The following is a 24,889-nucleotide window of genomic DNA, read 5'->3' on the forward strand; positions in this document are numbered from 1 at the left end:
CTTACATCCCTGATATCCGGTTGATCAGCGTAACTGACTGTCCTTACTGCCACGGCGGTTGTAGCCGGCTGTGCTGGCCTGTTGTTTATCATATTCACTCTGGCATTTGATGCACAGATGTACCCCCGGCACCGCTTTGCGGCGGGCTTCGGGAATCTTTGCATCACATTCTTCACAGTATTCCAGACTTTCGCCCTGATGCAGCTGCTGACGTGCGTGGGCCACGGCGTCTTCAACGCTGGCATCAATCTGATCCTGAACGGCTCCGTCTTTTGCCCAGCCTCCGGCCATAGGAGGACCTCCTGTTTTATGTTACGGCGGAATTAACAGTATAGATATCCGTTATCCGCCGGCTTGCGTGAACGCGTCACCGGTCAGTGTTTTTTATGATGACAGCGGCTGCCTTCAACATGGCTGTTACTGGCTTTCGGCGTTTGCCAGTCGTTGTTATCGGCTTCATCCAGTTTTTTCAGAATGCCGCAGTCACGGGCAGCATGTACGGACTGACACTGACTGCCGAGTATTTCCAGCTGAGATTCCAGTGCCTGTAATTCTTCTATCCGGGCACGGACGTGTTCCAGATGCTCGGCAATTAATTCATTAATGCTGATGCAGCTGTTATCCGGTTCTTCCCTGGCCTGCAGCAGTTGCTGAATCTCTTCATGGGTCATTGCCAGCGCGCGGCAGCGGCGGATGAACAGCAGCAGTTCCAGATGTTTCTGGCTGTAATAGCGATAGTTATTTTCCTGGCTGCGCATGGCTTTTGGCAGCAGGCCAACCTTTTCATAGTAACGGATGGTTTCAACAGTACAGCCGGTTTCTCTGGCCAGTTCACCGATTTTCATTTTTTCGATTCCAGTGTGTTGACCCTGAAGTGACTTCAGGGTGTTTAATGCAAGCATAAGTTAAGTGCCGGAGAATCGCTATGGCGAATTGCTGCGATCAGAATACATTGAATATCGTCCAAGATGCTGACGTAAAAAAGCAGAATACCTCTTCAGGCTGCTGTGTGGTGGCAGAGCCTGCTGTGGCCGAAGAACAGGCCGCGAGCGGATGCTGCAGTGCCCCTGTAGCTGGCCTGACCGGTGTTGGAGGTCAGGTGACAGTGGAGGGTGGCGTTCAGACGTCCATGCGCATTATGCAGATGGACTGCCCGACAGAAGAAGGCATGATCCGTAAAAAGCTGGGGGCGATGGATTGTGTCAGCCACATGGAATTCAATCTTATGCAACGGATACTGACCGTGGTGCATACCGAAGAGAGCCTTGATGAGGTGCTGGCTGCGGTCCGTTCGCTGGATTTCGATCCGGAGTTACCGGACGCCAGTGGTGAGCTGGCGGCGGTTCAGGAGGAAGCAAAGCCCTGGTGGCCGCTGATGACTGCCGGCGTTCTGGCGGTGACGTCTGAAGCGGTCGGCTGGTTTGAAAGCACACTGTTACCGGAATGGACCGCTGCGGCGCTGGCACTGACGGCAATTGTTATGTGCGGCGGCACAACCTACAAAAAAGGCTGGGTTGCCCTGAAGAACGGCAATATGAACATCAATGCCCTGATGAGCATTGCGGTGACCGGTGCGGCGATTTTGGGCGAGTGGCCGGAAGCGGCCATGGTGATGGTGCTGTTTACCATTGCTGAGCTGATCGAAGCGAAATCCTTGGACCGGGCCCGTAATGCTATTGCCGGTTTAATGGAGCTGACACCGGAACGGGTCACAGTCCGGCAGGCGGACGGCAGCTGGATGGAAGTGGATGCCAAAGCCGTTGTCATCGGCGATGTGGTAAGAGTAAAGCCCGGTGAGCGTATCGGTTTGGATGGCGAGCTGGTGGCCGGCGCATCCAGCGTTAATCAGGCACCGATTACCGGGGAAAGTCTGCCGGTGGATAAAGCCGTGGGTGACGGGGTTTTTGCCGGCACGATTAACGAATCAGGTTCCTTTGAATATAAGGTGACTGCGGCGGCGGGTCAGACGACTCTGGCTCGTATTATTCATGCCGTTGAAGAGGCGCAGGGGAGTAAAGCACCGACGCAGCGTTTCGTGGATAAGTTCGCAAAAATCTACACACCTCTGGTGTTCATTGCTGCTTTTGCTGTCGCTGTATTGCCGCCTTTATTTCTGGGGGGCGGGTGGCAGGACTGGATTTACAAAGCGCTGGTACTGCTGGTGATTGCCTGCCCCTGTGCGCTGGTGATTTCCACACCGGTAACCATTGTCAGTGGTCTGGCTGCGGCAGCCCGTCAGGGAATTCTGATTAAGGGCGGTGTGTATCTGGAACAGGGCCGCTTGCTGAAATGGTTGGCGCTGGATAAGACCGGCACGATTACTCACGGAAAACCTGTTCTGACTGATTTCCAGGCCTGGAATACGCCGGTGCCTGCGCAGCAGATCCGTTTGCTGGCGGCCAGCCTGGCGGGCCGTTCAGACCATCCGGTCTCCGTGGCGATTGCCAGTGATGCTGACATGCCTGAACAGCATATGCCGGTCACAGACTTTGCTGCAGTTCCGGGCCGGGGCGTACAGGGCACCATTGATGGTGAACTGTATCATCTTGGTAATCAGCGTCTGATTGATGAGCTGCAACTTAACTGTGCTGACTTAACGTTGCGTCTGAATGAACTGGAACAGCAGGGTAAAACCGTGGTGATGCTGGCGGATCAGAGCCGGGTTCTGGGGCTGTTTGCGGTGGCTGATACCGTAAAGGAATCCAGCCAGCAGGCCATTGCTGAATTGCATGCTCTGGGGGTAAAAACCGCTATGCTGACCGGTGATAACTCTCATACTGCCGGGGCGATTGCTGCTCAGGTGGGCATTGATGAAGCCCGGGGCAACCAGTTGCCTGAAGATAAACTGACGGCGGTTAAACAGTTCTCTGCCGAGGGGCCGGTTGGCATGGTGGGGGATGGCATTAACGATGCACCGGCACTGGCGCAGGCGGAAATCGGTTTCGCCATGGGGGCGATGGGCACGGATACCGCCATTGAAACCGCTGATGTCGCTCTGATGGACGATGACCTGCGCAAGATACCTACCTTTGTGCGGTTATCCCAGGGAACTCGCAATATACTGGCGCAGAACATTATGTTGGCGTTGGGCATTAAAGGGGTTTTTCTGGTGCTGACCATGATCGGGCTGGGTACTATGTGGATGGCGGTTTTTGCTGACGTCGGTGCCAGCCTGTTGGTGGTCGCCAATGGCTTACGCTTGCTGAAGAAAACGTAACACGTCTGGTCGTGTTAACCGGAGCAGGATCTCAGCCGAGGTGAATAAAGGCCCTTTTGTGTGACGACCACAAAGGGGCCTTTTTTATGTCTGGCGGCTATTTAAGAAACCTGGGCAGATCGGCAATTGTCGGGCAGCGTAGCTGTTCCATTACCTGCTGCAGTTCACGGCGCAAAAGCGCTGCGGTGTAATCTGCACCGTCATTTCCTAAGCCTGCCACGCCGTACATAAATGCCCGGCCGGCGAAGACCGCATCAGCACCGCAGGCCAGATAACGGGCAATGTCCACGCCGCTTTCCACACCGCCATCCACCATCAGTGCCGTATCCCGGCTGATGCTGCTGCGAATGCTCTTCAGGGCTTGCAAGCTGGGAACCGCCGCATCCAGCTGGCGGCCGCCATGGTTGGATATTATCAGCCCGTCGGCCTCGGCAGCGATGGCCCGTTTGGCATCCTCCGCCGTCAGAATTCCTTTAACAATCAGCTTACCTTGCCACTGCTTACGGATGCTCGCAAGCGTGCTCATATCCACCACTTTTTTCAGGGTATTACGGATATAGTGAGCGACATTTCCCAGGTCAGCATCTGCCGGGATATACGGCTGCATACTGGCAAACTGAGGTATGCCGTGACGGACGGTTGCCAGGCTCCAGGCGGGTCTGCAGATGCTTTGCCAGATATTTCTGGCGGATATTTTTGGCGGCACCGATAAGCCATTCCGGATGTCTGCCGGCCGGTAACCGGCGGAAGGAACATCAATGGTGACCACCAGATGCCTGCAGCCGCTGTTCCAGGCCCGTGCCATCAGGTCTGTGCTGATCTCCTTAACGGTCGGCGGGTAGAACTGAAACCAGAAGTTTTCCTGTGCCAGTTCTGCGGCCTGTTCAATAGAAATACTGGCCAGTGAGCTGAGCACAAAAGGGATGTTGGCCTGATGGGCTACCCGGGCCTGACTGGCGGAGGCTCCGGGCCAGATGAGCCCGCTCAGCCCCACCGGTGCAACGCCGAACGGTGCTGCATAGGTTTGCCCCATCAGTTCGCATTGCAGAGAGGACTCGGGACAATCTGTGAGGTATCGGGGGAACAGATGCAGTGCGTCCAGCGCCTGCCGGTTACTGTTAACAGCGCAGTTGCTGTTACAGCCGTTGACCAGATATTCATAGGCAAATTTCGGAATACGGCGCCGCGCCAGTTGTTTTAAATCCTCAATACAGGCGGCCCGTTCACTGAAGCTGCGGCGCATGGTTATTTCCCGGTTTAAGTGATTGTTGGTATTAGATATTTATCCGTAAAGTGAATAACAGTTGCCGGAATCATAGTCGCCTGAATTACATTCGCATGCAAGTGAGCCCGGGGATACGGACGGCGCTCTGTAGCCCGGTGTTTTCATTTTTATTTCAGGCTGGCGTGCTGTAATTGACCGGCTAAGCTGTAGTTTCTGTCAGTATTGAATAGCGAGGCATGCCGGCAGCTGGCAGTTAAGCCGTCGCCAGACTGACCGGCATTCTCTAATTTTCGGGAGGGCAAGGTCATGAGGGTGAAACAACACGGATATCGGTGGTTGCTGGGAACAGTTGTGATGCTGGCAGGCATAGCAGCTCAGGCAGCAAGTTTTGGTCAGGAAGGCGGTATTGACTGGCAACCCTGGGATAAAACCTCCTTTGATAAAGCCCGTTCTGAAAACAAGCTGATACTGGTTAACGTTGGCATGGAAGGTTGCACCGCCTGTAACCGTATGGAGCGGATAACCTACACCAACCCTGATGTGGTTGATGTGGTGAACAAACACTTTGTCGCCATTGCGGTGGATGCTCAGGCACGACCGGACATCGGCGAGCGTTATTCCGACTGGGCCTGGCCGGCAACGGCCTTTATGCAACCGGACGCCACCCAGGTGTTCGCAATGGCTGGTAACCGTTTACCCCGTAATTTTATCCCTATTTTAAATGACCTTGTTGAAAAGCAGTCGGCCGGTACTTTAAAGCCGGATCCGAATTCCCCTTATGCAGCTGCCCCTGAACCGGTGGAAACCGAGCTGACCAAGATCCGTGATCAGGTACGTTTACAGCTGGACCGGGCGCTGAATGATGGGTATGGCTGGTCCCGCTGGGGGCTGAATACTGAAATTGACGGACCCCGTCTGGAGCATCTGTATTTTCGGGCACACCTGTATGACAACCAGAGTTTACGGGATCTGGCGCTGGCAACCAGCCGAGGTTTCCTGGAGACACTGGACCCGGTCTGGGGCGGTGCTTATATCAAGAAAATTGTTGAAGGCAGTCAGGGCGTTCCGGCCCGTTTCAGCAAGCTGATGGCCATTCCTGAAAAACGGATCAGTAATCAGGTAAATGCGATTACCGCATTTGCGGAAGCTTACCGCATTACCGGTGATGAAGCGTTTCGCGATGGTATGCGCAATGTGGATATGTACCTGAATGACTGGATGCTGGATAGCAGCAACGGCTATTACGCGAATCAGAAAGATGAGCCGGAAGGCTTGCCGTCAGACTGGTGGCCGCAGGATTACTGGCTGCTGGATACAGCCGAAAAACGTCTGGCTTACGGTATTCCGCCGATTGATCATGCTATTTATACCGATAAAAACGGTGAGGTGATCCGGGCCTATGTATTGGCTGCCCAGGCTTTTGATAATCCGGAGTATCTGAAAAAAGCCATATCAACTGCAAGCTTTATTTTACAGGACCGCCAGCAGCCGGAGGGCTGGTTGTTGCAGTCCCGGGAAAATCAGGCCATGGCTGACGACCAGCGGGTGCATCCGCATACCGAAGAAGCCAGACCTTTCCTGCGGGCGCAGGCGAGTATGGGACGGGCGTTGCTGGCACTTTACAGCGCCACCGGAGAAGAACAGTGGCTTGAGGCGGCCGTTGCCGTTGCTGACGGCACATTAGCTACCTTGCTGGATGAGACCAATAAAGGTTTTTACGGCACGGTACCTGATTCGACAGCCAGCCTGATTCCACCCCGTAAACCGCTGGAAGATAACGCCCATGCCGCCAGTTTCTTCTATGATCTGTTTATTATGAGCAAGCTGCCACGGTTTGAGACGGTTGCAGAGGAAACCCTGCGGGCCGTTGCAGCACCGTCGATCCTGGCCCGTGAAGGCCGGATCACCGGGCGTACCGGGCTGGCGCTTGAACAGCTGACCGCTGCGTATGTGGAGTTTTCTGTGGTAGCGGAAAATGCCAATGAAGCGGCGCAAAAGTTATATGCAGCAGGTATTGATGCGTATCATCCCCGCAAGCTGCTGCATTTTGAAAAGCCAGGCCGTTATCCACAACTGGGTGACGCAAGTATGTTTATCTGTAATCCTGACCGCTGTTCGTTACCCCTGAGTAAGCCTGAAGAGGTGGCCGAGGTAGCGGAAAGTTTCCGCGAAGGGGCAACGTCACTATAAGATTTTTCCACAGGAGTGGCCACGCTGGCGCCTGTTGCCGGTGCGGCCTTTTTGCTGATCTTTACAGACCTCCCAAAATGAGAGGGGAAATAGTCGATTACGGTGACTTTTCATCGTAGCTTGTGGCACGCAACTTTATAATAAAGTGGCACGGATTTTATAAAAAACTGTTAAAAAATAAATTCTTAAGTGTGGCGTACCGGGCCTGTGTAAATAAAGCCCGTATGCGGTTTGAAACGCCGGCACGACAGGCAGTCGTCAATATGCAGGGATTCCCGGAGGAGGAATATGGAACGTTGGAATCGCTTTAAGAGTTATCCGCTGCACATCCATATTTCTACTTTTGCGCTGTTTCTGGTGTTCTGCCTGGGCGGTGTACTGACCTTCTACAATTACTATCAGGCAAGCCAGTTAATCCGCAGTGCCGCCAGCGATGTGTTTGAAGAGTCCCGCCAGAAAATCGAGCTGGATTTTCAGCGTAGCTACGCCCCCATTGCACAAACCGTTCACTTGCTTACCAAAACACCGCTTGTCAGTGCCACTACGTTTGAACAGCGTATGGTGCAGTTGCCCTTACTGATTACCGCCCTGCAGGACCAGCCGGAACTGGCAGCGCTGGAAGTGGCTTATCAAAATGGTGATTACTTCATTGTCCGGGTGATTAATGATCAGCATATGCGGCAAGTATTTGATGCTCCGCAGGATGCTGCTTTTCTGGTGGATAATATTCAGTTTGATAACGTCGACCGGGGCATTGAAAGGGTGTTTCTTAACGCGGATTCTGTGCAGGTGGGCAGTACACAGCTGATGCCCACGCAATATGACCCACGGCAGCGGGACTGGTATACACAGGCGGCTGATGCGGATGCAGAAGGGCGTCTGACTGAGCCGTATCTGTATTTCTTTATCCGCAAAGTAGGCGTGACGTATTCCCAGTCCAGCCCGGATGGTAATGCGGTTGTGGCCGGGGATATCGCGCTGGATGTACTGAGTGCCTCGGTTCAGGAACAGAAAATCACCCCTGGCAGCCATTTACTTATTCTGGATAAAACCCGCGGTGTGCTTGCCTATAACCGGCGGCCGGACCCTGTGTACAGTGCCACCGATGAACGGGTCAGGCTGTTACATATCAATGATTTACAACAGCCTTTGCTGGAGCTGGCAGCCTCCCGGCTGGACGGCTCAGAGAAACAGTTTGAGCTGACCTACCAGGATCAGACCTGGCAGGGTTCTCTGAAATTACTGGTACCGATTCCCCAGGCACAGTTTCAGCTACTATTACTGACACCTGAGCAGGAGTTATTGGCTGAAGCCTATGATATCCGCCGCAACAGTACGCTGATTGCGTTTGTGCTGCTGTTAATGTTTTTGCCGCTGACCTGGTGGATTGCCCGCCGGGTAACGCTGGCATTACAGCGGCTGGTCTGGCAAAGCCAGGAAATTCAGCGTTTTCATCTGGGGTATCAGATCGAAAACCGCTCCCGGATTAAGGAAATTGTTGAGCTGGCCACCGCCATGGGCGTGATGCAGCAAACACTGCGTGTCTTCATTCGCCAGTTAGAACAACTTAACCGGCAGCGAAATCCGGAAGGGCTGACGGAGCTGTTAACCAAAGACTTACAGCAGATTACCGGTTATGAAGGTGTGTTGCTGTACCGCCCCCGGGATAAGCAGCATATGTATCTGGCTGGCACCGGCTATAAAACTATTCCCAGTGCGGCCAACCTGCCGGTACAGATTCCTCTGGTACTGGATTCGGTCATTGCCCGGACGGTTGAGATGCGCAGCAGCCAGTGTGCTGATTTACGCACCGAAGATCCGCTGGTATTCGGTGCGTTGTCCAACCAGTTTACGGATGAGCTGCGTTTAACTACGGTCCCTCTGATTTCCGGTCATATCCGTGGGGTGCTGGTATTGCTGGAAAAACACAGTGACAGCCGGGATCAGCAGCGGGCATTTGTAGAGGCGCTGGCGGGGTTTGCTGCGAATTGTCTGGAACATGCTGATCACGAGAAGCTGGTTGCTGATTCTGCCTCTTCCCCTTCTTCTTCCTGAACAGTTATACCGTTACCTTTGTTTGTGCTGCCGGGCATTCTTCACAGATGTTAGCCGGATAATAGTTTATCGGCGTTTTGCCGGGTTTTGAATCCGGCTATCTGGCCTCATTTTGGGCAATACCTGACAGAAAAACTCAGATTTTGGACTACCTTTAATTTGCACGTAAAAAATACGTGACAAGAACCGTTGTTTGCCGGTTGGCCGGGGAGGCTCTGGCAGTCAGTTTTACGGACAAAAATAAAGGGAAGAGATCTGTGCGCTGGGAATGTCGGGCTGTGATCTTCAATGAAAGGATTTCACCGCACGGGAGCACCTACATGAATTCCTGGCACAGGCTGCGACGCTGTCCTATACATTTGCATATATCCACGCTGGCTGTATTACTGGTGCTGATACTGGGGGGCAGCCTGGGGATTTATAATTATCACCAGACCCGTCAGTTAATTAACAGTGCCTCGGGGGACTACCTTGAGCAGCTCAGACTCAATGTGGAACTTGAGTTTCAACGCAGCTATGCACCGGTTGCCCAGACAGTTAATTTACTGCTGCAAACCAAACTTACCACTGCCAATAATATTTCTGCCCGGTTACGCAGCCTGCCTTTGCTGGCCGCGGCACTGGAAAACCGTCCGGAACTGACCGCCCTTGAAGTAGGTTATGCTAACGGCGATTTCTTCATTGTCCGGGTGATGAATGATGACCATATGCGGGATGTGTTCAGTGCCCCCAGACAAGCTGTCTACGCCGTGGATAACATTCGTTTTGCCCGCAGCCCTCGCCGTATTCAGCGGCTGTTTTTTGATGAGAATCTGGTGCCACTCGGGCCGTCAGAATATTTACCTACAGAATACGATCCCCGCAAGCGCGGCTGGTTTAAGCTGGCCGTGGACGGGCGGGGAGAAGGTAAACTGACGGACCCTTACCTGTACTTTTTTATCCGTAAGGTGGGGGTCACCTACACACAGATTAATACCGTGGATGCGGCGGTAATCGCCGGTGATATTTCCCTGGATATGCTGGCCAAATCGGTACAGCAGCAGCGGATCAGCCCTAACAGTCATTTGCTGATTCTGGATAATCAGCAGCGGGTGCTGGCCTATAACCGGTCAGATAATCTGATCAGTAGTGCCACGGATAACGAGGTACAACTGAAGACACTGGCAGATTTGCAGCATCCGCTGATGAGTCAGGTCAGCCATTTACCGGACGGTACCGATAAAACCTTCAGTGTCAGTTTTCAGGGGGACACCTGGCAGGGGCAGCTGAAGACCCTGACGCCCATTCCCGAGGCTGAGTTTCAGCTGCTGTTACTGACACCGGAGAATGATTTACTGGCGGAAGCTTACCGGATTCGTAAAGAAGGCGGGGTGATCATTCTGGCCCTGTTGCTGATTGCATTGCCGTTAACCTGGCTGATGACCCGGCGGCTGGCGTTGCCACTGGTGGATCTGATTGAGCATGGTCGGGAAATTAAGCGTTTTAAATTTAACAACAGTTTTACTGATACAGGCATCGCGGAAGTGGATGATCTGCACCACGTAATGGATGAAATGCAGCACAGTTTTGATGATCTGTTCGGATTGCTGAAACGCACCACCGCCTATCCGGACAGTAAGGCCCGGGCCGGTTATGTCTGCAGTGAATTACAGCGGCTGGTGCAGTGTGACGGGGTGATGATCTATCTGGCCCGTGACGAACAGAATCTGTCGTTAGCGGCGGGGCACTTTCCCGGATTACGGGCCGCGCAATACCTTGAAACAATTATTCCTTTGCAGCTGGACAGCTTGCTGTCCCGTGTTTATTTATCGGCAGAAACCCTGGAAGGTCCGTTGTCTGCGGAAGACCCGCTGGTGATTGGCGGCCTTAAGGCACACTTTAACTGTGAAATGTGCATGTTGGCGGTGCCCCTGTTAAATGTTAAGGGCGCAGCTGTCGGGGTGATGGCATTGCTGGCCCCGCTGGATCAGGATACCTGTGTGGAAAAACTGTCATTCTGTGAAGCGCTGGCGGGGTTTCTGGGCAGCATTCTGCTGCCGGAGCGGAGCCGGGATAAGCCTGCTGTTCGCCGCCGGTTAACCTCCGGATGAGTAATCGAAGGGTTTTACCTGTCTATACTTAAATCAGCAGGTGAAGGCCGATGAGACAACGGGGCAATCTATGAAGCAGCAAACGGAATATATCGCCAGACAACCGGATAGCGCCGGCAACATTGATTACAGTGATGCTGAGAATGCCATCTGGAAGACACTGATTACCCGGCAGATGGCCTGTATTCAGGACGCTGCCTGCGATGAGTTTTTATCCGGCCTGGAATTGCTGGATCTGCCGGATGACCGAATACCGCAGCTTCGCGAAGTGGATCGGGTGCTGGAGCCTGCAACCGGGTGGAAGACGGCCGCTGTGCCGGCGCTGATTGGCTTCGACCGTTTCTTTGAGTTGCTTTCCCAGCGGCGTTTTCCGGTGGCGACCTTTATCCGTTCCCGTAAGGATCTGGATTACATTAAAGAGCCGGATATTTTCCATGAGATCTTTGGCCACTGTGCGATGCTGACCAACCGGCATTTTGCCGACTTTACCGCCCACTACGGCAAGCTGGGGGTCTCGGCAACCCCTCAGGAAAGGGTTTATCTGGCCCGGTTGTACTGGTTTACCGTGGAGTTTGGTCTGGTGCGTCACGGTGACAGTTTCCGGGTCATCGGTGGCGGTATCCTTTCTTCTCCCGGTGAAACCCGTTATGCCTTCAGCCACGAAGCACAGATTAGCCCTCTTGAGCCTTTACAGGTTCTGAGAACACCCTACCGGATTGATATTATGCAGCCGGAATATTTCCTGTTGGATGACCTTGCGCATATGACTGCCCTGACCCGGCTGGACCTGATGGCACTGGTGCATCAGGCCATGGATTTGGGGTTATTGCCGGCAAAATTCCCAGAGGCGGTGTGAAGATTTAAATACGTACTGATTATGTAATCTTTACTTTAAAAAATGATGATTTATCGACTTTAGAGTGAGTCGTAAACTGTGCAGCAGAATAAAGTAACTCCTTATTCTGATTATTTAACGGCATCTCTGTGCGGCAGAGGTGCCGTTTTTTTATCCGCTGGACGGTGCTGTCTGGTCTGCCTGTGCTGCCATGTGTTGCAGAAACGCTTTCAGCACCAGATTCTTCGGCGTGCTTTTGCGGGTAACGTACGAAAATCGGGTATCGTAAAAATATGTTTGTGGTTCAATTGCGTGCAGGCGGCCTTCGTTTACCCAGGGCTGGGCAAAATGGTCCGGCAGATAGCCAATATAGCGTCCGGTTAAAATCAAAAAGGCGATCCCTTCCCGGTCAGTGGCGGTCGCTGCCGCTTCGGTGCTGAGACATTGCTGGTGGGTTTTGATCTCGGCACTCTGTACATAGGCAGGCAGCACGGCAGGCCACTGATCAACCTGAGCATTATCTTCGCTACGAAAAAGTGGGTGGCTGGCTTCACAGTACAGTTGTGAACGTTCGCTATAGAGATCGTGGTATTCCAGTCCGCTGATTTGCTTTGTCGTGGGCATAATCCCCACATGCAATCGGCCTTTGAGAATACCCAGTTCCACATCATTTGGCGGCATCATCCAGATATTAATCACCACATCCGGCCCCTGATCTTTCAGTAACGCCAGGCTGTTGGTAATGGTCATCTTTGGCATGCTCACCAGTGTGTCGGTAATGCCGATATTCAGCTCACCCTTGAGCTGGGTGTGCAAACCGTTGATCTGGGTTTTGAAGTCTTCAATGGAAGAGAACAGTTGCAGGATATATTCATAAATCTCCCGGCCTTCTTCTGTCAGGGAGAAACCGGAACGGCCCCGCTGACAAAGGCGAAATCCCAGCCGGGTTTCCAGATCGGAAACCGCCACGCTGATGGCAGCACTGCTGATGTTCAGCACCACTTCAGCGGCGGAAAATCCGCCTGCTTCCACAATGACCCGGAAGATTCGCAGGAGACGAAGATCCACATCGCTTAACTGACCAATGACATGTTTATTCAAAGTAATCCCAGTCTCCTGTTGATTGTTTGTTGTAGCAGCCGGATCTGATAACCACAGGGTCGGTTGCCTGTCAGCCGGTATCCGGCAGTGTACAGTGCCGGATACCGGTGCGTTTAATAAAGTTTAGTAACCCAGTAGCAGTTTGGGTAAAAACAGTGACAGTTCCGGTATAAAGGTGACCAGCAGAACCATGGGTAAGTGGCCCAGACACAGGAACTTCAGCGTGGGTGTCAGGTACCTGTCCAGTGAGAGTTTACTGACCCCGCCAGCCATATACAGCATGGGCGCACAGGGTGGGGAGACGTTACCCAACCCAAGGTTTACCCCGACAATGGCGGCAAAATGAATCGGATCGATGCCCAGCGCGTTAACTACCGGCAGGAAGATTATCGCCGCCAGCACGCTGCCGGAAATATCATCCACAATCATACCGATCAGCAGCAATAACAGGTTAATCAGCAACAGAATCACATACTTGTTTTCTGAGATTTGCAGCAGGGCTTCAGCCAGTTCTTTCGGGATTTGCTCAAGGATCATCGCCCGGCTCATGATGAACAGGAAGAACAGTACCGCCATGATCGAGCCGGTCATGGTGACTGCACGGATGGTAACACTGCCCAGGCTGCGAAAGGTCATGCCTTTGTAGATCAGCAAGCCAACCGGAATGGCATAAATAACCGCTATGGCTGCGGCTTCCGTTGGGGTGGCAATGCCGCTGTAAATTGCGCCAAGAATAATCAGTGGCATGAGCAGGGCAAATAAGGCCTTGTAACCGGAAACGGCTACCTGTTTGGCCGCGGTTTTAAAAGGCACTGCCGGGGAGGTTTGGATATCCGGGTTATCTTTCAGGAACCAGATATTCAGTGCACAGTAAATCAGGGTAAGCAGAATGCCGGGAATAATCGTCGACAGAAACGCTGCACCCACCGACAAACCACCGGTAATGGAAAAGATAATCATCGGGATGCTGGGAGGGATCAGCAGCGCCAGAACCGAAGAACAGGCAACCAGCGCGGTTGCATGACCTTCCGGATAACCTTCACGCACCATGCGTGGAATCATGATCTGGCCAACCGCGGCGATGGCTGCAGATGAACTGCCTGAAATTGCGCCGAATAAGGCGCAGGTCAGCACGGTGACAGCACCCAGTCCGCCTTTGATCCGGCCAACCAGTGCGTTAACAAAGTTTAACAGCCGCTCTGAAATGCCCCCTTCAGCCATCAGCAGGCCAGCGAGAATAAACAGGGGCAGGGCCAGCAGGGCAAAGCCACTGGCGGTTTTAAAACCGTGGGGAATCAGAAACGAAATGTCGTTACCGGTGCTGAAGGTAAACAGCATTGCACCAATACCGAAGGCAAAGGCCACCGGAATTTCAATCAGAATCAGGGCGACGATAATCAGCATCGCCAGTAGAAATAAAATCATTGCTGTGACTCCTGGCAGGTGGTTTTCATCGTGCGCAGCTGACGAATCTGGCCGATAGCGTTAAGCAGGAAGTAGCCTACCATCATGGCAAATCCGACAATCATGCTGGCGCTCCAGATGCCGCGGGGCCAGCGCAGGTTGATGCTCAGGCGGCCACGGTCAATTTCTTTCAGCGCGTATTTGCAGGCGAAGTAGCCAAAAACACAGGCGGCCAGCATACAGATCAGCGAGCCAAAGAGACGGAACAGCTGGGTTTTATAGGGATCTTTAACCACCAGAGACAGAATGCCGCCGTGGATGTGGTCGTGTTGCCGGGTGGCATAGCCCATGCCCAGAAAGTACACCCAGACGGCGAGTAAAATGGAGGCTTCCTCAATACCGGTGAAAGGTGATTCCAGGACGTAGCGCATAATTACCTGAGCAAACATCAGCACGGCGAGCATCAGGCCGGCGAAGAGCATCAGTGTTCTGAAGATATGATTGAGAAGCGCTTCAAAACGGACTAAACATTTTTTGAGGAGGCTGGAGGATTGGGGACCGGCAGGCTGGGTAGCCAGCGTTTCATTGCCGGACGACAGTATTTCGGGCGTTTGCATAACACTGATCCGTTCAGTTGGGCGACGGACAATCCTGAGGTATCAGGCATTGCGGCGCGGCTGATTTACGTCTCCGGTGCAAATATGCCCCGGAGACTGTGTAAAAAAGCCCCGGATCCGGGGCAAGAAGTGCATGATCAGTTGATACCGGCGATCGCCCGCATCTTGTTCATGATTTCGGTGCCAACAATCTCTTCCATGAACGGCCATTCTTTCTCGTAAATGATGCTCTTGGCTTTTTTCAGCTCAGCCGGCGACAGTTCGACGACGTTGATGCCATTTTCCTGCACTTTTGCCAGGAAACCTTCATCAATGCTCTGTGCTTCAGCCCAGACCTTGGTCATGGTAACTTCAGCCGCATCACGGATCTTTTTCTGTTCTGCTTCAGGCAGGCTGTCCATCCAGGACTTGTTGACTACCCAGAACGCGTGTTCGAAGTAATCTTTGGTCAGGACGTAACTTTCCAGCACGTCACGCATTTGCCAGATCTCTACAGACGGACCGAAGGCGCGGCCATCAACAGTGCCTAACTGTAAAGCGGTGTAGAGTTCAGCAAACGGCATCGGAACTGCAGTGAAGCCCCAGTTCTTGAAACGTTCAATGGCAACCGGTGCTGGTGGCACCCGCATTTTGAAGCCCTGAGCATCTTCCAGGAAGCTGGTCGGCACACGGTTAACCCCTTTACGGACCGCCAGAGAGCCGAAACCAGTAGGAATGGTACCAAGAATTTCCAGATCCAGATCGCCGAGGATTTCGTTATAGACGTCGGTCATCTGACCGTTCGGACCGTAAACTTTACGGGCATCGTCCCAGTTATCAACTACGTAGGCCAGCCAGGAAAGGTCCAGGCGGGGATCATATTCAGATGCACCAAAGCTCATGGTCATCGGCACTACGCCTTCCATGCTTTGCTCAAAAATGGATGCCCAGTCGCCCAGGTCGCCGCCCGGGTGGTAGCTGACTTCCAGTTCTGAATTGTTGCTCTTCATTTCTTCAATGAAGGTTTCCGAAGCCATGTGGAAAATGTGATCGGCAGGGTAGGCGTGAGCCAGAATGAAATCATCACCGGCATTGGCCTGAGTAGCCATTGGCAGTGATAAAACCGTTGCAGTTGTGCATGCAGCAACCAAAGACTTGATAGTAGTTTTTATCGTCATAACGACCTCTAATATTTTTTGTTGGTCTTGAAAGTGTTCAGACGTGTGTAGTACTGAACCGGTAGACGATTCTCAGTGATGGCGGGGGCCGGATAAATTTCAAATAGGTTTAATATAGTTAATTAAACGATTAAGTAAGGCGTAAGAGGGTGTAATTACAACGGTTTAGCAGGTCGCGTTTTGACAATTTTTATTCAGCCTTGCATGGCCGATAAGAAGAATTACACCGGCTGAATGCCGGTGTGAAAGGCAATTTAAATGCAAGTGAAGCACTATTTTTGTTCGATTTGTTCAGCGTGGCTGTAGAGGCGGCTGATCAGAGTACTGAACTGTTCCTGTTCTTCTGCGTTAAAACACTCCAGTAATTTGTCTTCGTAGGCAAAGGATACCGGCACGATCTCCCGGTACACATCACGGCCGGTCTCAGACAGATTCAGCACAGAACGGCGACGGTCATCGGCGTCGAATTCCCGTTCGATCAGCTTGCGCTGTAATAACTTGGCGATTGCCCGGCTGATGATGGACTTTTCAATCTGGGTTTTGACTGAGACAAAATCCGCGGATGCATCCGGGTATTCACCCAGTACCGCCATGATGCGCCATTCAGTGACTGAGATACCGAATTTCCCCTCATAGGTCGCGGCGATGATGGTACTGACTTTATTGGACAACACTGATAACCGGTAAGGCATGAAGTCTTCCAGCGTAATGATATCAGGGGTGTCGTGAGTATTTTTCATAGGCTCTTCCGGGTCAGGGCTTGACAATAGTTGCGCTCGCAACCAATAATTGTTGCATCAACAACTATTGATTCAGATCACTCTGTTTCAACTAATAATAATTATATCCGGAGCAAAACGCAGCGTCGCCGTACCTGTCGTTTTTCGTTCCGTTACCAGCAGGAGCATAACATGACCGATCTTTTTGAAAATCCTATGGGCCTGGATGGCTTTGAATTTGTGGAGTTTTCTGCCTCTGAACGGGGTCATCTGGAACCGGTTTTCGAGATGATGGGCTTTACCTGTATTGCCCGTCACCGGTCAAAAGATGCGGTCCTGTTCCGTCAGGGTGACATTAACTTCATTATCAACTACGAGCCGGGCAGTAACGCCCATTATTTTGCGGAAGAGCATGGTCCGTCAGCCTGTGGTATGGCGTTCCGGGTGAAAAACTCCCACCACGCTTACCACCGGGCCCTGCAGCTGGGTGCGCAGCCGGTGGAAATTCCCACCGGACCGATGGAACTGCGTTTACCGGCCATTAAAGGTATAGGCGGTGCGCCGCTGTATCTGATCGATCGCTATCAGGATGGCAGTTCTATTTATGATATCGATTTTGAATACATTGACGGTGTTGACCGCCATCCGGAAGGTTGTGGCTTTAAGGTTATAGATCACCTGACCCATAACGTCTACCGCGGCCGGATGGATTACTGGGCCGGTTTTTATGAAAAGATTTTTAACTTCCGTGAAATCCGTTACTTCGATATCAAGGGTGAGTACACCGGTCTGTTATCTAAAGCGATGACCGCACCGGACGGACGTATCCGTATTCCGCTGAATGAAGAAGCGTCCCAGGGTGGCCAGATTGAAGAGTTTCTGATGGCTTATAACGGTGAAGGTATTCAGCACATTGCCTTTTCCTGCGACAACTTGCTGGAAGCCTGGGACAAGCTGAAAGCCCGCGGGGTTACCTTTATGACCCCGCCACCGGCGACCTATTACGACATGCTGGAAGAGCGTTTGCCCGGCCACGGTGAACCTGTGGATGAATTACAGGCCCGGGGAATTCTGCTTGACGGCAGCACAGAAGGTGATGAGCCCCGCTTGTTGTTGCAGATCTTCTCTGACACGGTTATCGGGCCGGTATTTTTTGAGTTTATTCAGCGCAAGCAGGACGACGGTTTTGGCGAAGGTAACTTTAAGGCCCTGTTCGAATCCATCGAACGGGATCAGGTGGCCCGCGGCGTAATCGATCAGTCCGGTACCGCAGCCGATCAGAAAGGAGCCTGAGATGAATATTCAGCGCATTCACCACGTGGCTTACCGCTGCAATAACGCCAAGGAAACCGTGACCTTTTATCAGCAGGTACTGGGCATGGATTTCCAGCTGGCCATTGCGGAAAACGAAGTGCCTTCTACCAAGGCGCCGGACCCGTACATGCATGTTTTCATGGATGCGGGTAACGGCAATGTTCTGGCATTTTTCGAAATACCTAATTCGCCGCCGATGGGCAAAGATCCGAACACCCCGGCGTGGGTGCAGCATATTGCTTTTGAAGTGGAAGACATGGATGCCTTGCTGGCGGCAAAACAGAAGGTGCTGGATGCCGGACTGGAGGTTATCGGCCCGGTAGAACACACCATTTTTAAATCAATTTATTTCTTTGACCCGAACGGCCACCGCCTGGAAATTGCTGCCAATACGGCTAAGCCGGGCATGCTGGAAAAACTGTACGAAGTGGCCCCGGCGATGCTGGAAGAGTGGGATCAGACCAAGCGGGCACCAAAACATGCAGCCTGGCTGCATGACGCTTCAGTACCAATGGATTAATAACAGGATAAGCTATGAAACTTGCATCTTTAAAGGGTGGACGCGACGGTCGTCTGGTGGTGGTTAATACTCAGATGGACCGTTGTATCGCCGTACCGGAAATTGCGGTGACTTTGCAGTCAGCACTGGATCACTGGAGCGAGTGTGCACCACAACTGGCACGGGTATTTACCTCACTGGAAAACGGCGACATACAGGGTGAAGCTTTTCAGCCTGAAAACTGTGATTCACCGTTACCACGGGCGTTTCACTGGGCCGACGGTTCGGCCTATGTGAACCATGTGGAGCTGGTACGAAAAGCCCGTAATGCTGAGATTCCTGACAGCTTCTGGGTTGATCCGCTGATGTATCAGGGCGGCTCGGATGCATTCATCGGACCGCGGGACGATATCGAAGTAGCGGACGAAGCCTGGGGCATCGATTTTGAGGCGGAAGTCGCCGTGGTGCTGGACGATGTACCAATGGGCGTTTCACCGGAAGCGGCCTTGCAACATATACAGCTGGTAATGCTGGTGAATGACGTTTCTTTGCGTAACCTGATTCCCGGTGAGCTGGCGAAAGGGTTTGGTTTTTATCAGTCCAAACCGTCCAGTGCGTTTTCTCCGGTGGCGGTCACACCCGGTATGCTGGGGGATGCCTGGCAGGCGGGCAAACTGCATTTACCGCTGCGGGCAATCCTCAACGGTGAATTAGTGGGTGAGCCTAATGCCGGCGTGGATATGATCTTTGATTTCGGCCAGCTGATTGCCCATGCGGCGAAAAGCCGGCCGCTGAGTGCCGGTACGATTATCGGTTCAGGCACGGTGTCTAATAATGACCGCTCCAGCGGTTCCTGCTGTCTGGCAGAAGTACGGATGCTGGAAATCATTGCCGGGGGCAAGCCGGTGACTGAATTTATGAAGTTCGGTGACCGTATTCAGATTGATATGCAGGATGCTGAAGGCCATTCTATTTTTGGTGAGATCGATCAGAAGGTGAGCCGTTATGTTAACCCGTAACGGTCAGAATCAATCTGTTACCGGCCCGCTGCTGAAGCCTGCTGGCGCGGTTGCTGAAGAAGATCCGATATTTGCCCTGTTACAGGCTTACCGTAAGGATGACCGGACTGAAAAGGTGGATCTGGGCATTGGGGTCTACCGGGATTCCCTTAACCGTTCACCAGTGTTCCGGGCGGTTAAAGCGGCAGAACAGTGGCGGGTGGATACCGAGGCGGATAAAGCCTATATAGGCCCGCTGGGGGATCAGGCGTTCTGTGAAGCCATCGCTGAACTGGCGCTGGGTAAGCCGTTAGCGGATCAGCTGAGTACCCGGCTGGCCTGTGCCCAGACCCCCGGTGGGGTGGGTGCGCTGCGGCTGGCATTTGAATTACTCAAGCAGATGAATCCTGAGGTTTGTCTGTGGCTGAGTGACAGTACCTGGCAGGTTCACCGCCCTATTGCTGAAGCCAGCGGTACCGAGCAGGGGACCTATGCGTATTATGATCCGCAGCAGGGCCGACAGGGCTTTGATTCCATGCTGGATTCGCTGCGGGCAGCTAAACCCGGGGATGCGGTATTACTGCAGGCCAGTTGTCATAATCCAACCGGGCTGGATTTATCTGATGATGAGTGGCATGAGTTGACGGCGTTCTGCCAGCAACAAAAGTTGCTACCGATCGTCGATATGGCCTACCACGGGCTGGGCAATGGTCTGGAAGCGGATGCCTCTGGCTTGCGGATTATGGCCCGGGCAATGCCAGAGCTGTTGCTGTGTTATACCTGTTCCAAGAACTTTGGCCTGTACCGGGACCGCACCGGCATGGTGGCGGCGCTGGTGCAGAATGAAGCGTTGCGTCAACCGCTGATGCAACAGTGGATGCAGTTGGCGACCCGGCATTATTTTACCCCGCCAGCCCACGGCGCCATGCTGGTGCGGCGGATCTTGCAGGATGAAGATTTACGGACGATATGGCAGCGTGAACTGGAAGAGATTCATACCCGGTTACGTGGGGTGCGAGAAGCTTTGTATGTTGCCCTGAGCAAGGCTGTGCCCCAGCGAAACTGGCGTTTCTTAAAGGAAGGGCAGGGAATGTTTGCACTGTTTCCCTTGTCGGTCCGGGAAACTGAATACCTGCAGCAGATGTATGGCGTCTATATTGTCAGTAATGGCCGGGTAAACCTGTCGGGGTTTAATGATACTAACTTGCCGACAATTGTTGCCCATATTGCTGCAACCGTCAGTGCGCTGGCGTCCGGCAGTTATCAGGAGCAGGCATGTTAGAACTTTACAGTTACTTCAGATCTTCGGCGGCTTACCGGGTGCGCATTGTATTAGCCCACAAGCAACTGCAGTGGGCGCAATTGCCGGTGAACCTGCTGCAAAGTGAGCAACAGGGGGCTGAATATCTGGCGCTTAACCCTCAGGGGCTGGTTCCGGCGCTGCAGACGGATCAGCATCTGCTGACCCAGTCACTGGCGATCATTGAGTATCTGGAAGATGTCTATCCACAGATGCCATTACTGCCGGTTGATCCACTGGCTAAGGCACGGGTCCGCAGTCTGGCGCAGCAAATTGCCGTTGACCTGCATCCACTGAATAACCTGAGGGTACTGAAATACCTGCAGAGTGATCTGGATGTATCCGACGAAGATAAGATGAAATGGTACCGTCACTGGATTGAGGTGGGATTCTCTGCACTGGAAAAAAGCCTGCAGACCAGCGACTGTAACGGCAAATTTTGCTTTGGTGACTGTGTTACGCTGGCGGATGTCTGCCTGATTCCGCAGGTGTATAACGCAAAACGCTTTGAGTGCGATATGAGTGCTTACCCGCTGATTGAATCGGTCTGGAAACACTGTAACCGGCTACCGGCTTTTAAGCAGGCCCAGCCGGAAGAACAACCGGACTGTTTTAACTGAGGGCAAGGAGTTGTCTGAAGGCGTTACTGAAAAACCACCTCAACTGAGGTGGTTTTTTGTGGCTGCTTTTAATAGCAAAGATCGCTTAGCAGCAGGTGCCACTGGCGCAGGCGTTATCGGCGCTGCTATTGCTCGGTGTGCACTTGTCCTGATTGCCCAGCCAGGTCTGATCTGACAGATAGAAGTCTGTGAAGGCGGTTTCAAAGTCTTCAGCCACTGAGGCTTCTGCCAGCCCGGTTTTCATGACTGAGGCTTGCCATGCCTGTACTTTTGGGTAGCCGTTCAGCAGGTCATAGCCGGTGTGTTCCCGGATAATATCTGCCCGGTGCAGCAAAGGTAGCCAGGCGATGTCGATGTTGCTGAGCTGATCACCTTTAAAGAATGTTCCCTCTCCCAGTTGCTTTTCCGCTTTGGCAAAGGCTTTAGCCAGTTTTTCAGTACGTTCAGTCAGGGTGTCTTTATCACCGCTACGCATGGTGCTGCACTGAACCAGATAGTGCTTGCTGGCCTGATAACTCCAGGCCCGGTCGAAGGCTCGGTCTTCCGGTGTCAGGCCAGCTTCCACCGGGGCAGAGATTTCGTCGATGTATTCGATAATCGCGTCAGACTCAAACAGTGCTTTGCCGGACTCGGTAATCAGCATCGGCACCTGACCGGTGGGGGAGATATCCAGAAACCATTGAGGTTTGTCTTTCAGGCTGATGTATTCCAGTTCATAAGGAATCTTTTTCGCTTCCAGTAAGCCGGTGACGCGCTGCACGAACGGGCAGATTTTAAAGCTGACAATTTTAATCATGTGAATGTTTCCGTCTTGAATGAATTTGCCTGTTAAGACGGGGCCGCTTGTTAAAAGACGATATTGTCCTGAATAATTGTCAGCATTTTTCGCAGTGGGAACCCTTTGGGGTGAATTCCATAATATTGCCCTGATGATCCAGATTCAGGTGGCAGCATTCTTCAAATAACCCACGGAGCAGGTTGCGGGATTTCTGTACCCGGGATTTCAGGGTGGAATAGGCAATGCCTTCTTTGGCGGCATAATCTTTCTGGGATTCCCCCTGTATGTCGATGGCCATCAGTAAACGGGCGTTGTCTTCGGGCAGGGCGTTGATGAACGGTTCAACACAGTCTGCCATGGAGGGCTGATCGCCATGGTTGTCTTCTGTTTCCCAGAGGTTTTCCAGATCCGGATGTTCTGCGTTGAATTCTTTGCGGTTGCCTTTACGGCGGTAGAAATCTATCAGGCTGCGGTTGGCAATCTGGAACAGCCAGGCTTTGATGCTGCCCTGTGATTGCAGTGAGCCGAGGTTGCGGTAGCTCTTGATAAGAATGTCCTGCAGCAGGTCATCGGCATCTGCCGGATCGTTGATCCGGGAATAAAGGAAGGCTTTCAGGCTGGCCTGGTACTGGTTCCAGACGGTTTCTATATTCATACACATTTCCTGAGTTTAGGCTGCCGTGAAAAACGGTAACCTGATGCATTTTTTCAGACTGACTATATACAGACGACGTGTTTTCCGAAAAGACGAAAATCTGAGATATATTTCTTCTGTAAAAATTAAATACCTTTATTTTCAGCAAGATGTACCGAAAAGTACCCGGGTACCAAACTGTGCTTACTTATCCTCGGTGCCGATAAAGTTTAGGATAGTGGCAGATTTTAGCAGAGGACTTTTACATGCAGTTGAATGCCGACTTTACTCAGCCTGCCAGTGCCAGACCGGAAGATACGGACTGGGTTGCATCACCGATGCCGGGGGTGGATCGCTGTATGCTGGACCGGTTAGGCCATGACGGCGCCCGGGCTACATCGATTGTCCGCTATGCGCCGGGCAGTGCGTTCTCGCCTCATATTCATCACGGCGGGGAAGAGTTTCTGGTGCTGGAAGGTGTGTTTCAGGATGAACACGGTGATTACCCTCCCGGCACTTACGTGCGTAATCCGCCGACGTCACGGCATACGCCCGGGGCTGAAGAAGGCTGTGTGATCTTTGTGAAGCTGGGGCAGTTTGCGCTTGCTGACCGGACCTTTGCGCGGATCAGCACGGATAAAATCGGTGCCTTGCCTGACCCGCAGCGTCAGGGGGTGACCGTGACCCCTTTATATAAAGATGCGCGTGAAGACGTTCAGATGGAGTTCTGCGAGCCGGGTGCCAGTTTTGAATTGTGTGCTTCCGGCGGAGTGGAAGTGCTGGTGGTGGAAGGTGATCTGACCTGTAATGGCGCCCCTGAAGATGACTGTAATGGCCGCTATGGCCGTCATGGCTGGATACGTTTACCTGCCGGGCAGACGGCGCAGCTGACTGCCGGTGAGCAGGGGGCAAAACTCTGGGTTAAACGTGGCCACCTGACGGAAGCAGTGTTGCAGGATTCTGCGTTTACCCATCTGGAAGCTGCCCGGAAAGCAGAGCGGTGATGCAGACCGATATTGCCATCATTGGCGGTGGCATCAGCGGTTTATCTCTGGCGGCAGCGCTGCAGGCTGCAGGGGCGGATTTCCATTTGTTTGAAGCCCGTGAACGCTTTGGCGGCAGGATTCTGTGTACCGGTGCAGATAAGTTGCAGGGATACGATCTTGGCCCTTCATGGTTCTGGCCGGGGCAGCCAGGGATGGCGGCGCTGATCCGTGCCGCCGGCCTGAACGCTTATCCCCAGTACAGCCGGGGAAATCTGGTTTATGAAGAAATGCCCGGAGAGGTTCGCCAGCTGAATTTTTCTACGATGGAAGGGGCCTTACGGGTAGAAAACGGAATGGGATCGCTGATCCGGTATTTAATCAGTCGGTCGGATAAACAACGGTTAACGCTGAATACTGCGCTGACTAAGGTGCGTTACCTGCCCGGTGAAACGCACTGCTGGCAACTGACCCTGAATCGTGCTGGTGAGCAACAGTACGTAAAGGCCAAAGCCGTTGTGCTGGCGATTCCGCCCCGGGTCATTGCCAAAACCGTACAGTTTGATCCACCGCTTGCTGAGCATGCTCTGCAAAGTTTGCAGGCAATTCCCACCTGGATGGGGCGCTTTACCAAGGTGATTGCTGAATATGAAACGCCATTCTGGCGGGATATGAATTTATCCGGAGACGGGATCAGCCGGTCTGGGCCGTTACAGGAGATTCATGACGCTTCGTTACCGGACACACCGGCCGGGGCGCTATTCGGTTTTATTCAGCAACTGCCCCGGGGTACCGGGAGTGAGGCGTTACGGCAACAGGTCACAGATCAATTGGTGCGATTATTTGGTGCGCAGGCTGCCAGCCCGCTCAGTATCAGCTTTCAGAACTGGTCTGAGCAGAAGTATTCTGCCACGGATGAAGACTGGCGCGAGCCGCTGGCAGGGCATCCTCAGTACGGCTTGCCGGACAGTCTGGAAACGCTGGCATCACAGGGGCTGCTGTTCACCGCGACGGAAATGGCGCATCAGTCAGGCGGTTTGCTGGAAGGGGCACTGGAAGCAGCGGATGATGGATTGATGCAACTGAGGGCACTGGGGCTGGTTAACTAAGTTATCGATTTTACTGGTGTTTTTGGGGAACTGAGCTGGCCGGG

22 protein-coding genes are annotated in these 24,889 nt (G+C 52.9%); 12 read left to right on the forward strand and 10 right to left on the reverse strand.

The window, feature by feature from the left end; all coding sequences use genetic code 11:
• Positions 1 to 24: 24 nt before the first annotated feature.
• Both JYB63_RS11190 and cadR read right to left on the reverse strand, forming a co-directional pair.
• Positions 25 to 291 carry a DksA/TraR family C4-type zinc finger protein gene (locus JYB63_RS11190; protein WP_205657943.1) on the reverse strand — a complete coding sequence of 89 codons (267 nt, stop codon included), beginning with the start codon at positions 289 to 291 and terminating at the stop codon, positions 25 to 27.
• An 83-nt stretch (positions 292 to 374) separates the two neighbouring features.
• Complete coding sequence (gene cadR, locus JYB63_RS11195) at positions 375 to 845, reverse strand: Cd(II)/Pb(II)-responsive transcriptional regulator (RefSeq protein WP_205657944.1); 471 nt, start codon at positions 843 to 845, stop codon at positions 375 to 377.
• An 80-nt stretch (positions 846 to 925) separates the two neighbouring features.
• On the opposite strand from cadR, the gene JYB63_RS11200 reads away from it, so the two are divergent.
• A complete protein-coding gene (locus JYB63_RS11200) occupies positions 926 to 3,217 on the forward strand; it encodes a heavy metal translocating P-type ATPase (protein WP_205657945.1) in 2,292 nt (763 codons plus the stop codon).
• 97 nt (positions 3,218 to 3,314) lie between these two features.
• Here JYB63_RS11200 and JYB63_RS11205 read toward each other — a convergent pair whose 3' ends face one another.
• Positions 3,315 to 4,460: an alpha-hydroxy acid oxidase gene (locus tag JYB63_RS11205; protein ID WP_205657946.1), complete on the reverse strand. Its 1,146-nt coding sequence runs from the start codon at positions 4,458 to 4,460 to the stop codon at positions 3,315 to 3,317.
• A gap of 294 nt (positions 4,461 to 4,754) precedes the next feature.
• Here JYB63_RS11205 and JYB63_RS11210 point away from each other — a divergent pair, with 294 nt between their 5' ends.
• The 4 genes from JYB63_RS11210 to phhA all read left to right on the forward strand — a co-directional run bounded on the left by JYB63_RS11210 (position 4,755) and on the right by phhA (position 11,633).
• Positions 4,755 to 6,632 (forward strand): DUF255 domain-containing protein, encoded by a 1,878-nt coding sequence (locus JYB63_RS11210; protein WP_205657947.1) that lies wholly within the window; start codon positions 4,755 to 4,757, stop codon positions 6,630 to 6,632.
• A 288-nt stretch (positions 6,633 to 6,920) separates the two neighbouring features.
• The gene (locus JYB63_RS11215) at positions 6,921 to 8,687 is read left to right on the forward strand and encodes a PDC sensor domain-containing protein (protein WP_205657948.1); all 1,767 of its coding nucleotides are present in this window, start codon (positions 6,921 to 6,923) and stop codon (positions 8,685 to 8,687) included.
• Between the two features lie 320 nt (positions 8,688 to 9,007).
• Positions 9,008 to 10,777 carry a cache domain-containing protein gene (locus JYB63_RS11220; protein WP_205657949.1) on the forward strand — a complete coding sequence of 590 codons (1,770 nt, stop codon included), beginning with the start codon at positions 9,008 to 9,010 and terminating at the stop codon, positions 10,775 to 10,777.
• A gap of 70 nt (positions 10,778 to 10,847) precedes the next feature.
• A complete protein-coding gene (gene phhA / locus JYB63_RS11225; RefSeq protein ID WP_205657950.1) occupies positions 10,848 to 11,633 on the forward strand; it encodes a phenylalanine 4-monooxygenase in 786 nt (261 codons plus the stop codon).
• A gap of 150 nt (positions 11,634 to 11,783) precedes the next feature.
• Here phhA and JYB63_RS11230 read toward each other — a convergent pair whose 3' ends face one another.
• The 5 genes from JYB63_RS11230 to JYB63_RS11250 all read right to left on the reverse strand — a co-directional run bounded on the left by JYB63_RS11230 (position 11,784) and on the right by JYB63_RS11250 (position 16,631).
• Positions 11,784 to 12,713 (reverse strand): LysR family transcriptional regulator, encoded by a 930-nt coding sequence (locus JYB63_RS11230; protein WP_243431938.1) that lies wholly within the window; start codon positions 12,711 to 12,713, stop codon positions 11,784 to 11,786.
• Positions 12,714 to 12,836: 123 nt separating this feature from the next.
• Positions 12,837 to 14,138: a TRAP transporter large permease gene (locus tag JYB63_RS11235; protein WP_205657951.1), complete on the reverse strand. Its 1,302-nt coding sequence runs from the start codon at positions 14,136 to 14,138 to the stop codon at positions 12,837 to 12,839.
• Positions 14,135 to 14,734 (reverse strand): TRAP transporter small permease, encoded by a 600-nt coding sequence (locus tag JYB63_RS11240; RefSeq protein WP_205657952.1) that lies wholly within the window; start codon positions 14,732 to 14,734, stop codon positions 14,135 to 14,137. The genes JYB63_RS11235 and JYB63_RS11240 overlap by 4 nt, the downstream gene beginning before the upstream one ends.
• A gap of 137 nt (positions 14,735 to 14,871) precedes the next feature.
• The gene (dctP, locus tag JYB63_RS11245; RefSeq protein ID WP_205657953.1) at positions 14,872 to 15,891 is read right to left on the reverse strand and encodes a TRAP transporter substrate-binding protein DctP; all 1,020 of its coding nucleotides are present in this window, start codon (positions 15,889 to 15,891) and stop codon (positions 14,872 to 14,874) included.
• A 272-nt stretch (positions 15,892 to 16,163) separates the two neighbouring features.
• Positions 16,164 to 16,631, reverse strand: coding sequence for a MarR family winged helix-turn-helix transcriptional regulator (locus tag JYB63_RS11250; RefSeq protein WP_205657954.1), 468 nt, complete (start codon positions 16,629 to 16,631; stop codon positions 16,164 to 16,166).
• 171 nt (positions 16,632 to 16,802) lie between these two features.
• Between JYB63_RS11250 and hppD the strand changes: the two genes are divergently transcribed.
• The 5 genes from hppD to maiA are packed head-to-tail and all read left to right on the forward strand — an operon-like array spanning position 16,803 to position 21,341.
• A complete protein-coding gene (gene hppD / locus JYB63_RS11255; protein WP_205657955.1) occupies positions 16,803 to 17,903 on the forward strand; it encodes a 4-hydroxyphenylpyruvate dioxygenase in 1,101 nt (366 codons plus the stop codon).
• Position 17,904: 1 nt separating this feature from the next.
• Positions 17,905 to 18,444: a VOC family protein gene (locus JYB63_RS11260; RefSeq protein WP_205657956.1), complete on the forward strand. Its 540-nt coding sequence runs from the start codon at positions 17,905 to 17,907 to the stop codon at positions 18,442 to 18,444.
• Positions 18,445 to 18,458: 14 nt separating this feature from the next.
• Complete coding sequence (locus JYB63_RS11265) at positions 18,459 to 19,442, forward strand: fumarylacetoacetate hydrolase family protein (protein ID WP_205657957.1); 984 nt, start codon at positions 18,459 to 18,461, stop codon at positions 19,440 to 19,442.
• Positions 19,429 to 20,703, forward strand: coding sequence for an amino acid aminotransferase (locus JYB63_RS11270; protein ID WP_205657958.1), 1,275 nt, complete (start codon positions 19,429 to 19,431; stop codon positions 20,701 to 20,703). Before JYB63_RS11265 ends, JYB63_RS11270 begins: the two co-directional genes overlap by 14 nt.
• Positions 20,697 to 21,341: a maleylacetoacetate isomerase gene (gene maiA / locus JYB63_RS11275; protein ID WP_205657959.1), complete on the forward strand. Its 645-nt coding sequence runs from the start codon at positions 20,697 to 20,699 to the stop codon at positions 21,339 to 21,341. The genes JYB63_RS11270 and maiA overlap by 7 nt, the downstream gene beginning before the upstream one ends.
• Positions 21,342 to 21,426: 85 nt before the next feature.
• Here maiA and JYB63_RS11280 read toward each other — a convergent pair whose 3' ends face one another.
• Positions 21,427 to 22,137, reverse strand: a complete 711-nt coding sequence (locus JYB63_RS11280; RefSeq protein WP_205657960.1) for a glutathione S-transferase family protein — start codon at positions 22,135 to 22,137, stop codon at positions 21,427 to 21,429.
• Positions 22,138 to 22,216: 79 nt separating this feature from the next.
• Positions 22,217 to 22,774, reverse strand: coding sequence for an RNA polymerase sigma factor SigZ (gene sigZ, locus JYB63_RS11285; RefSeq protein WP_205657961.1), 558 nt, complete (start codon positions 22,772 to 22,774; stop codon positions 22,217 to 22,219).
• A gap of 245 nt (positions 22,775 to 23,019) precedes the next feature.
• Here sigZ and JYB63_RS11290 point away from each other — a divergent pair, with 245 nt between their 5' ends.
• On the forward strand, positions 23,020 to 23,757 hold the full coding sequence (locus JYB63_RS11290; protein ID WP_205657962.1) for a cupin domain-containing protein: 738 nt from the start codon (positions 23,020 to 23,022) through the stop codon (positions 23,755 to 23,757).
• On the forward strand, positions 23,757 to 24,845 hold the full coding sequence (locus JYB63_RS11295) for a flavin monoamine oxidase family protein (protein WP_243431974.1): 1,089 nt from the start codon (positions 23,757 to 23,759) through the stop codon (positions 24,843 to 24,845). The genes JYB63_RS11290 and JYB63_RS11295 overlap by 1 nt, the downstream gene beginning before the upstream one ends.
• The last annotated feature ends 44 nt before the right edge of the window (positions 24,846 to 24,889 follow it).

It is taken from the genome of Aliamphritea spongicola (genome assembly GCF_017051665.1).
Classification (GTDB): Bacteria; Pseudomonadota; Gammaproteobacteria; order Pseudomonadales; family Balneatricaceae; genus Amphritea; species Amphritea spongicola.

What these genes read in the sequence shown, in the direction of transcription:
- JYB63_RS11190 (WP_205657943.1), bottom strand. Translation starts at nt 291, where the DNA reads ATGGCCGGAGGCTGGGCAAAAGACGGAGCCGTTCAGGATCAGATTGAT.
- cadR (WP_205657944.1), bottom strand. Translation starts at nt 845, where the DNA reads ATGAAAATCGGTGAACTGGCCAGAGAAACCGGCTGTACTGTTGAAACC.
- JYB63_RS11200 (WP_205657945.1), top strand. Translation starts at nt 926, where the DNA reads ATGGCGAATTGCTGCGATCAGAATACATTGAATATCGTCCAAGATGCT.
- JYB63_RS11205 (WP_205657946.1), bottom strand. Translation starts at nt 4,460, where the DNA reads ATGCGCCGCAGCTTCAGTGAACGGGCCGCCTGTATTGAGGATTTAAAA.
- JYB63_RS11215 (WP_205657948.1), top strand. Translation starts at nt 6,921, where the DNA reads ATGGAACGTTGGAATCGCTTTAAGAGTTATCCGCTGCACATCCATATT.
- JYB63_RS11220 (WP_205657949.1), top strand. Translation starts at nt 9,008, where the DNA reads ATGAATTCCTGGCACAGGCTGCGACGCTGTCCTATACATTTGCATATA.
- phhA (WP_205657950.1), top strand. Translation starts at nt 10,848, where the DNA reads ATGAAGCAGCAAACGGAATATATCGCCAGACAACCGGATAGCGCCGGC.
- JYB63_RS11235 (WP_205657951.1), bottom strand. Translation starts at nt 14,138, where the DNA reads ATGATTTTATTTCTACTGGCGATGCTGATTATCGTCGCCCTGATTCTG.
- JYB63_RS11240 (WP_205657952.1), bottom strand. Translation starts at nt 14,734, where the DNA reads ATGCAAACGCCCGAAATACTGTCGTCCGGCAATGAAACGCTGGCTACC.
- dctP (WP_205657953.1), bottom strand. Translation starts at nt 15,891, where the DNA reads ATGACGATAAAAACTACTATCAAGTCTTTGGTTGCTGCATGCACAACT.
- JYB63_RS11250 (WP_205657954.1), bottom strand. Translation starts at nt 16,631, where the DNA reads ATGAAAAATACTCACGACACCCCTGATATCATTACGCTGGAAGACTTC.
- hppD (WP_205657955.1), top strand. Translation starts at nt 16,803, where the DNA reads ATGACCGATCTTTTTGAAAATCCTATGGGCCTGGATGGCTTTGAATTT.
- JYB63_RS11260 (WP_205657956.1), top strand. Translation starts at nt 17,905, where the DNA reads ATGAATATTCAGCGCATTCACCACGTGGCTTACCGCTGCAATAACGCC.
- JYB63_RS11265 (WP_205657957.1), top strand. Translation starts at nt 18,459, where the DNA reads ATGAAACTTGCATCTTTAAAGGGTGGACGCGACGGTCGTCTGGTGGTG.
- JYB63_RS11270 (WP_205657958.1), top strand. Translation starts at nt 19,429, where the DNA reads ATGTTAACCCGTAACGGTCAGAATCAATCTGTTACCGGCCCGCTGCTG.
- maiA (WP_205657959.1), top strand. Translation starts at nt 20,697, where the DNA reads ATGTTAGAACTTTACAGTTACTTCAGATCTTCGGCGGCTTACCGGGTG.
- JYB63_RS11280 (WP_205657960.1), bottom strand. Translation starts at nt 22,137, where the DNA reads ATGATTAAAATTGTCAGCTTTAAAATCTGCCCGTTCGTGCAGCGCGTC.
- sigZ (WP_205657961.1), bottom strand. Translation starts at nt 22,774, where the DNA reads ATGAATATAGAAACCGTCTGGAACCAGTACCAGGCCAGCCTGAAAGCC.
- JYB63_RS11290 (WP_205657962.1), top strand. Translation starts at nt 23,020, where the DNA reads ATGCAGTTGAATGCCGACTTTACTCAGCCTGCCAGTGCCAGACCGGAA.
- JYB63_RS11295 (WP_243431974.1), top strand. Translation starts at nt 23,757, where the DNA reads ATGCAGACCGATATTGCCATCATTGGCGGTGGCATCAGCGGTTTATCT.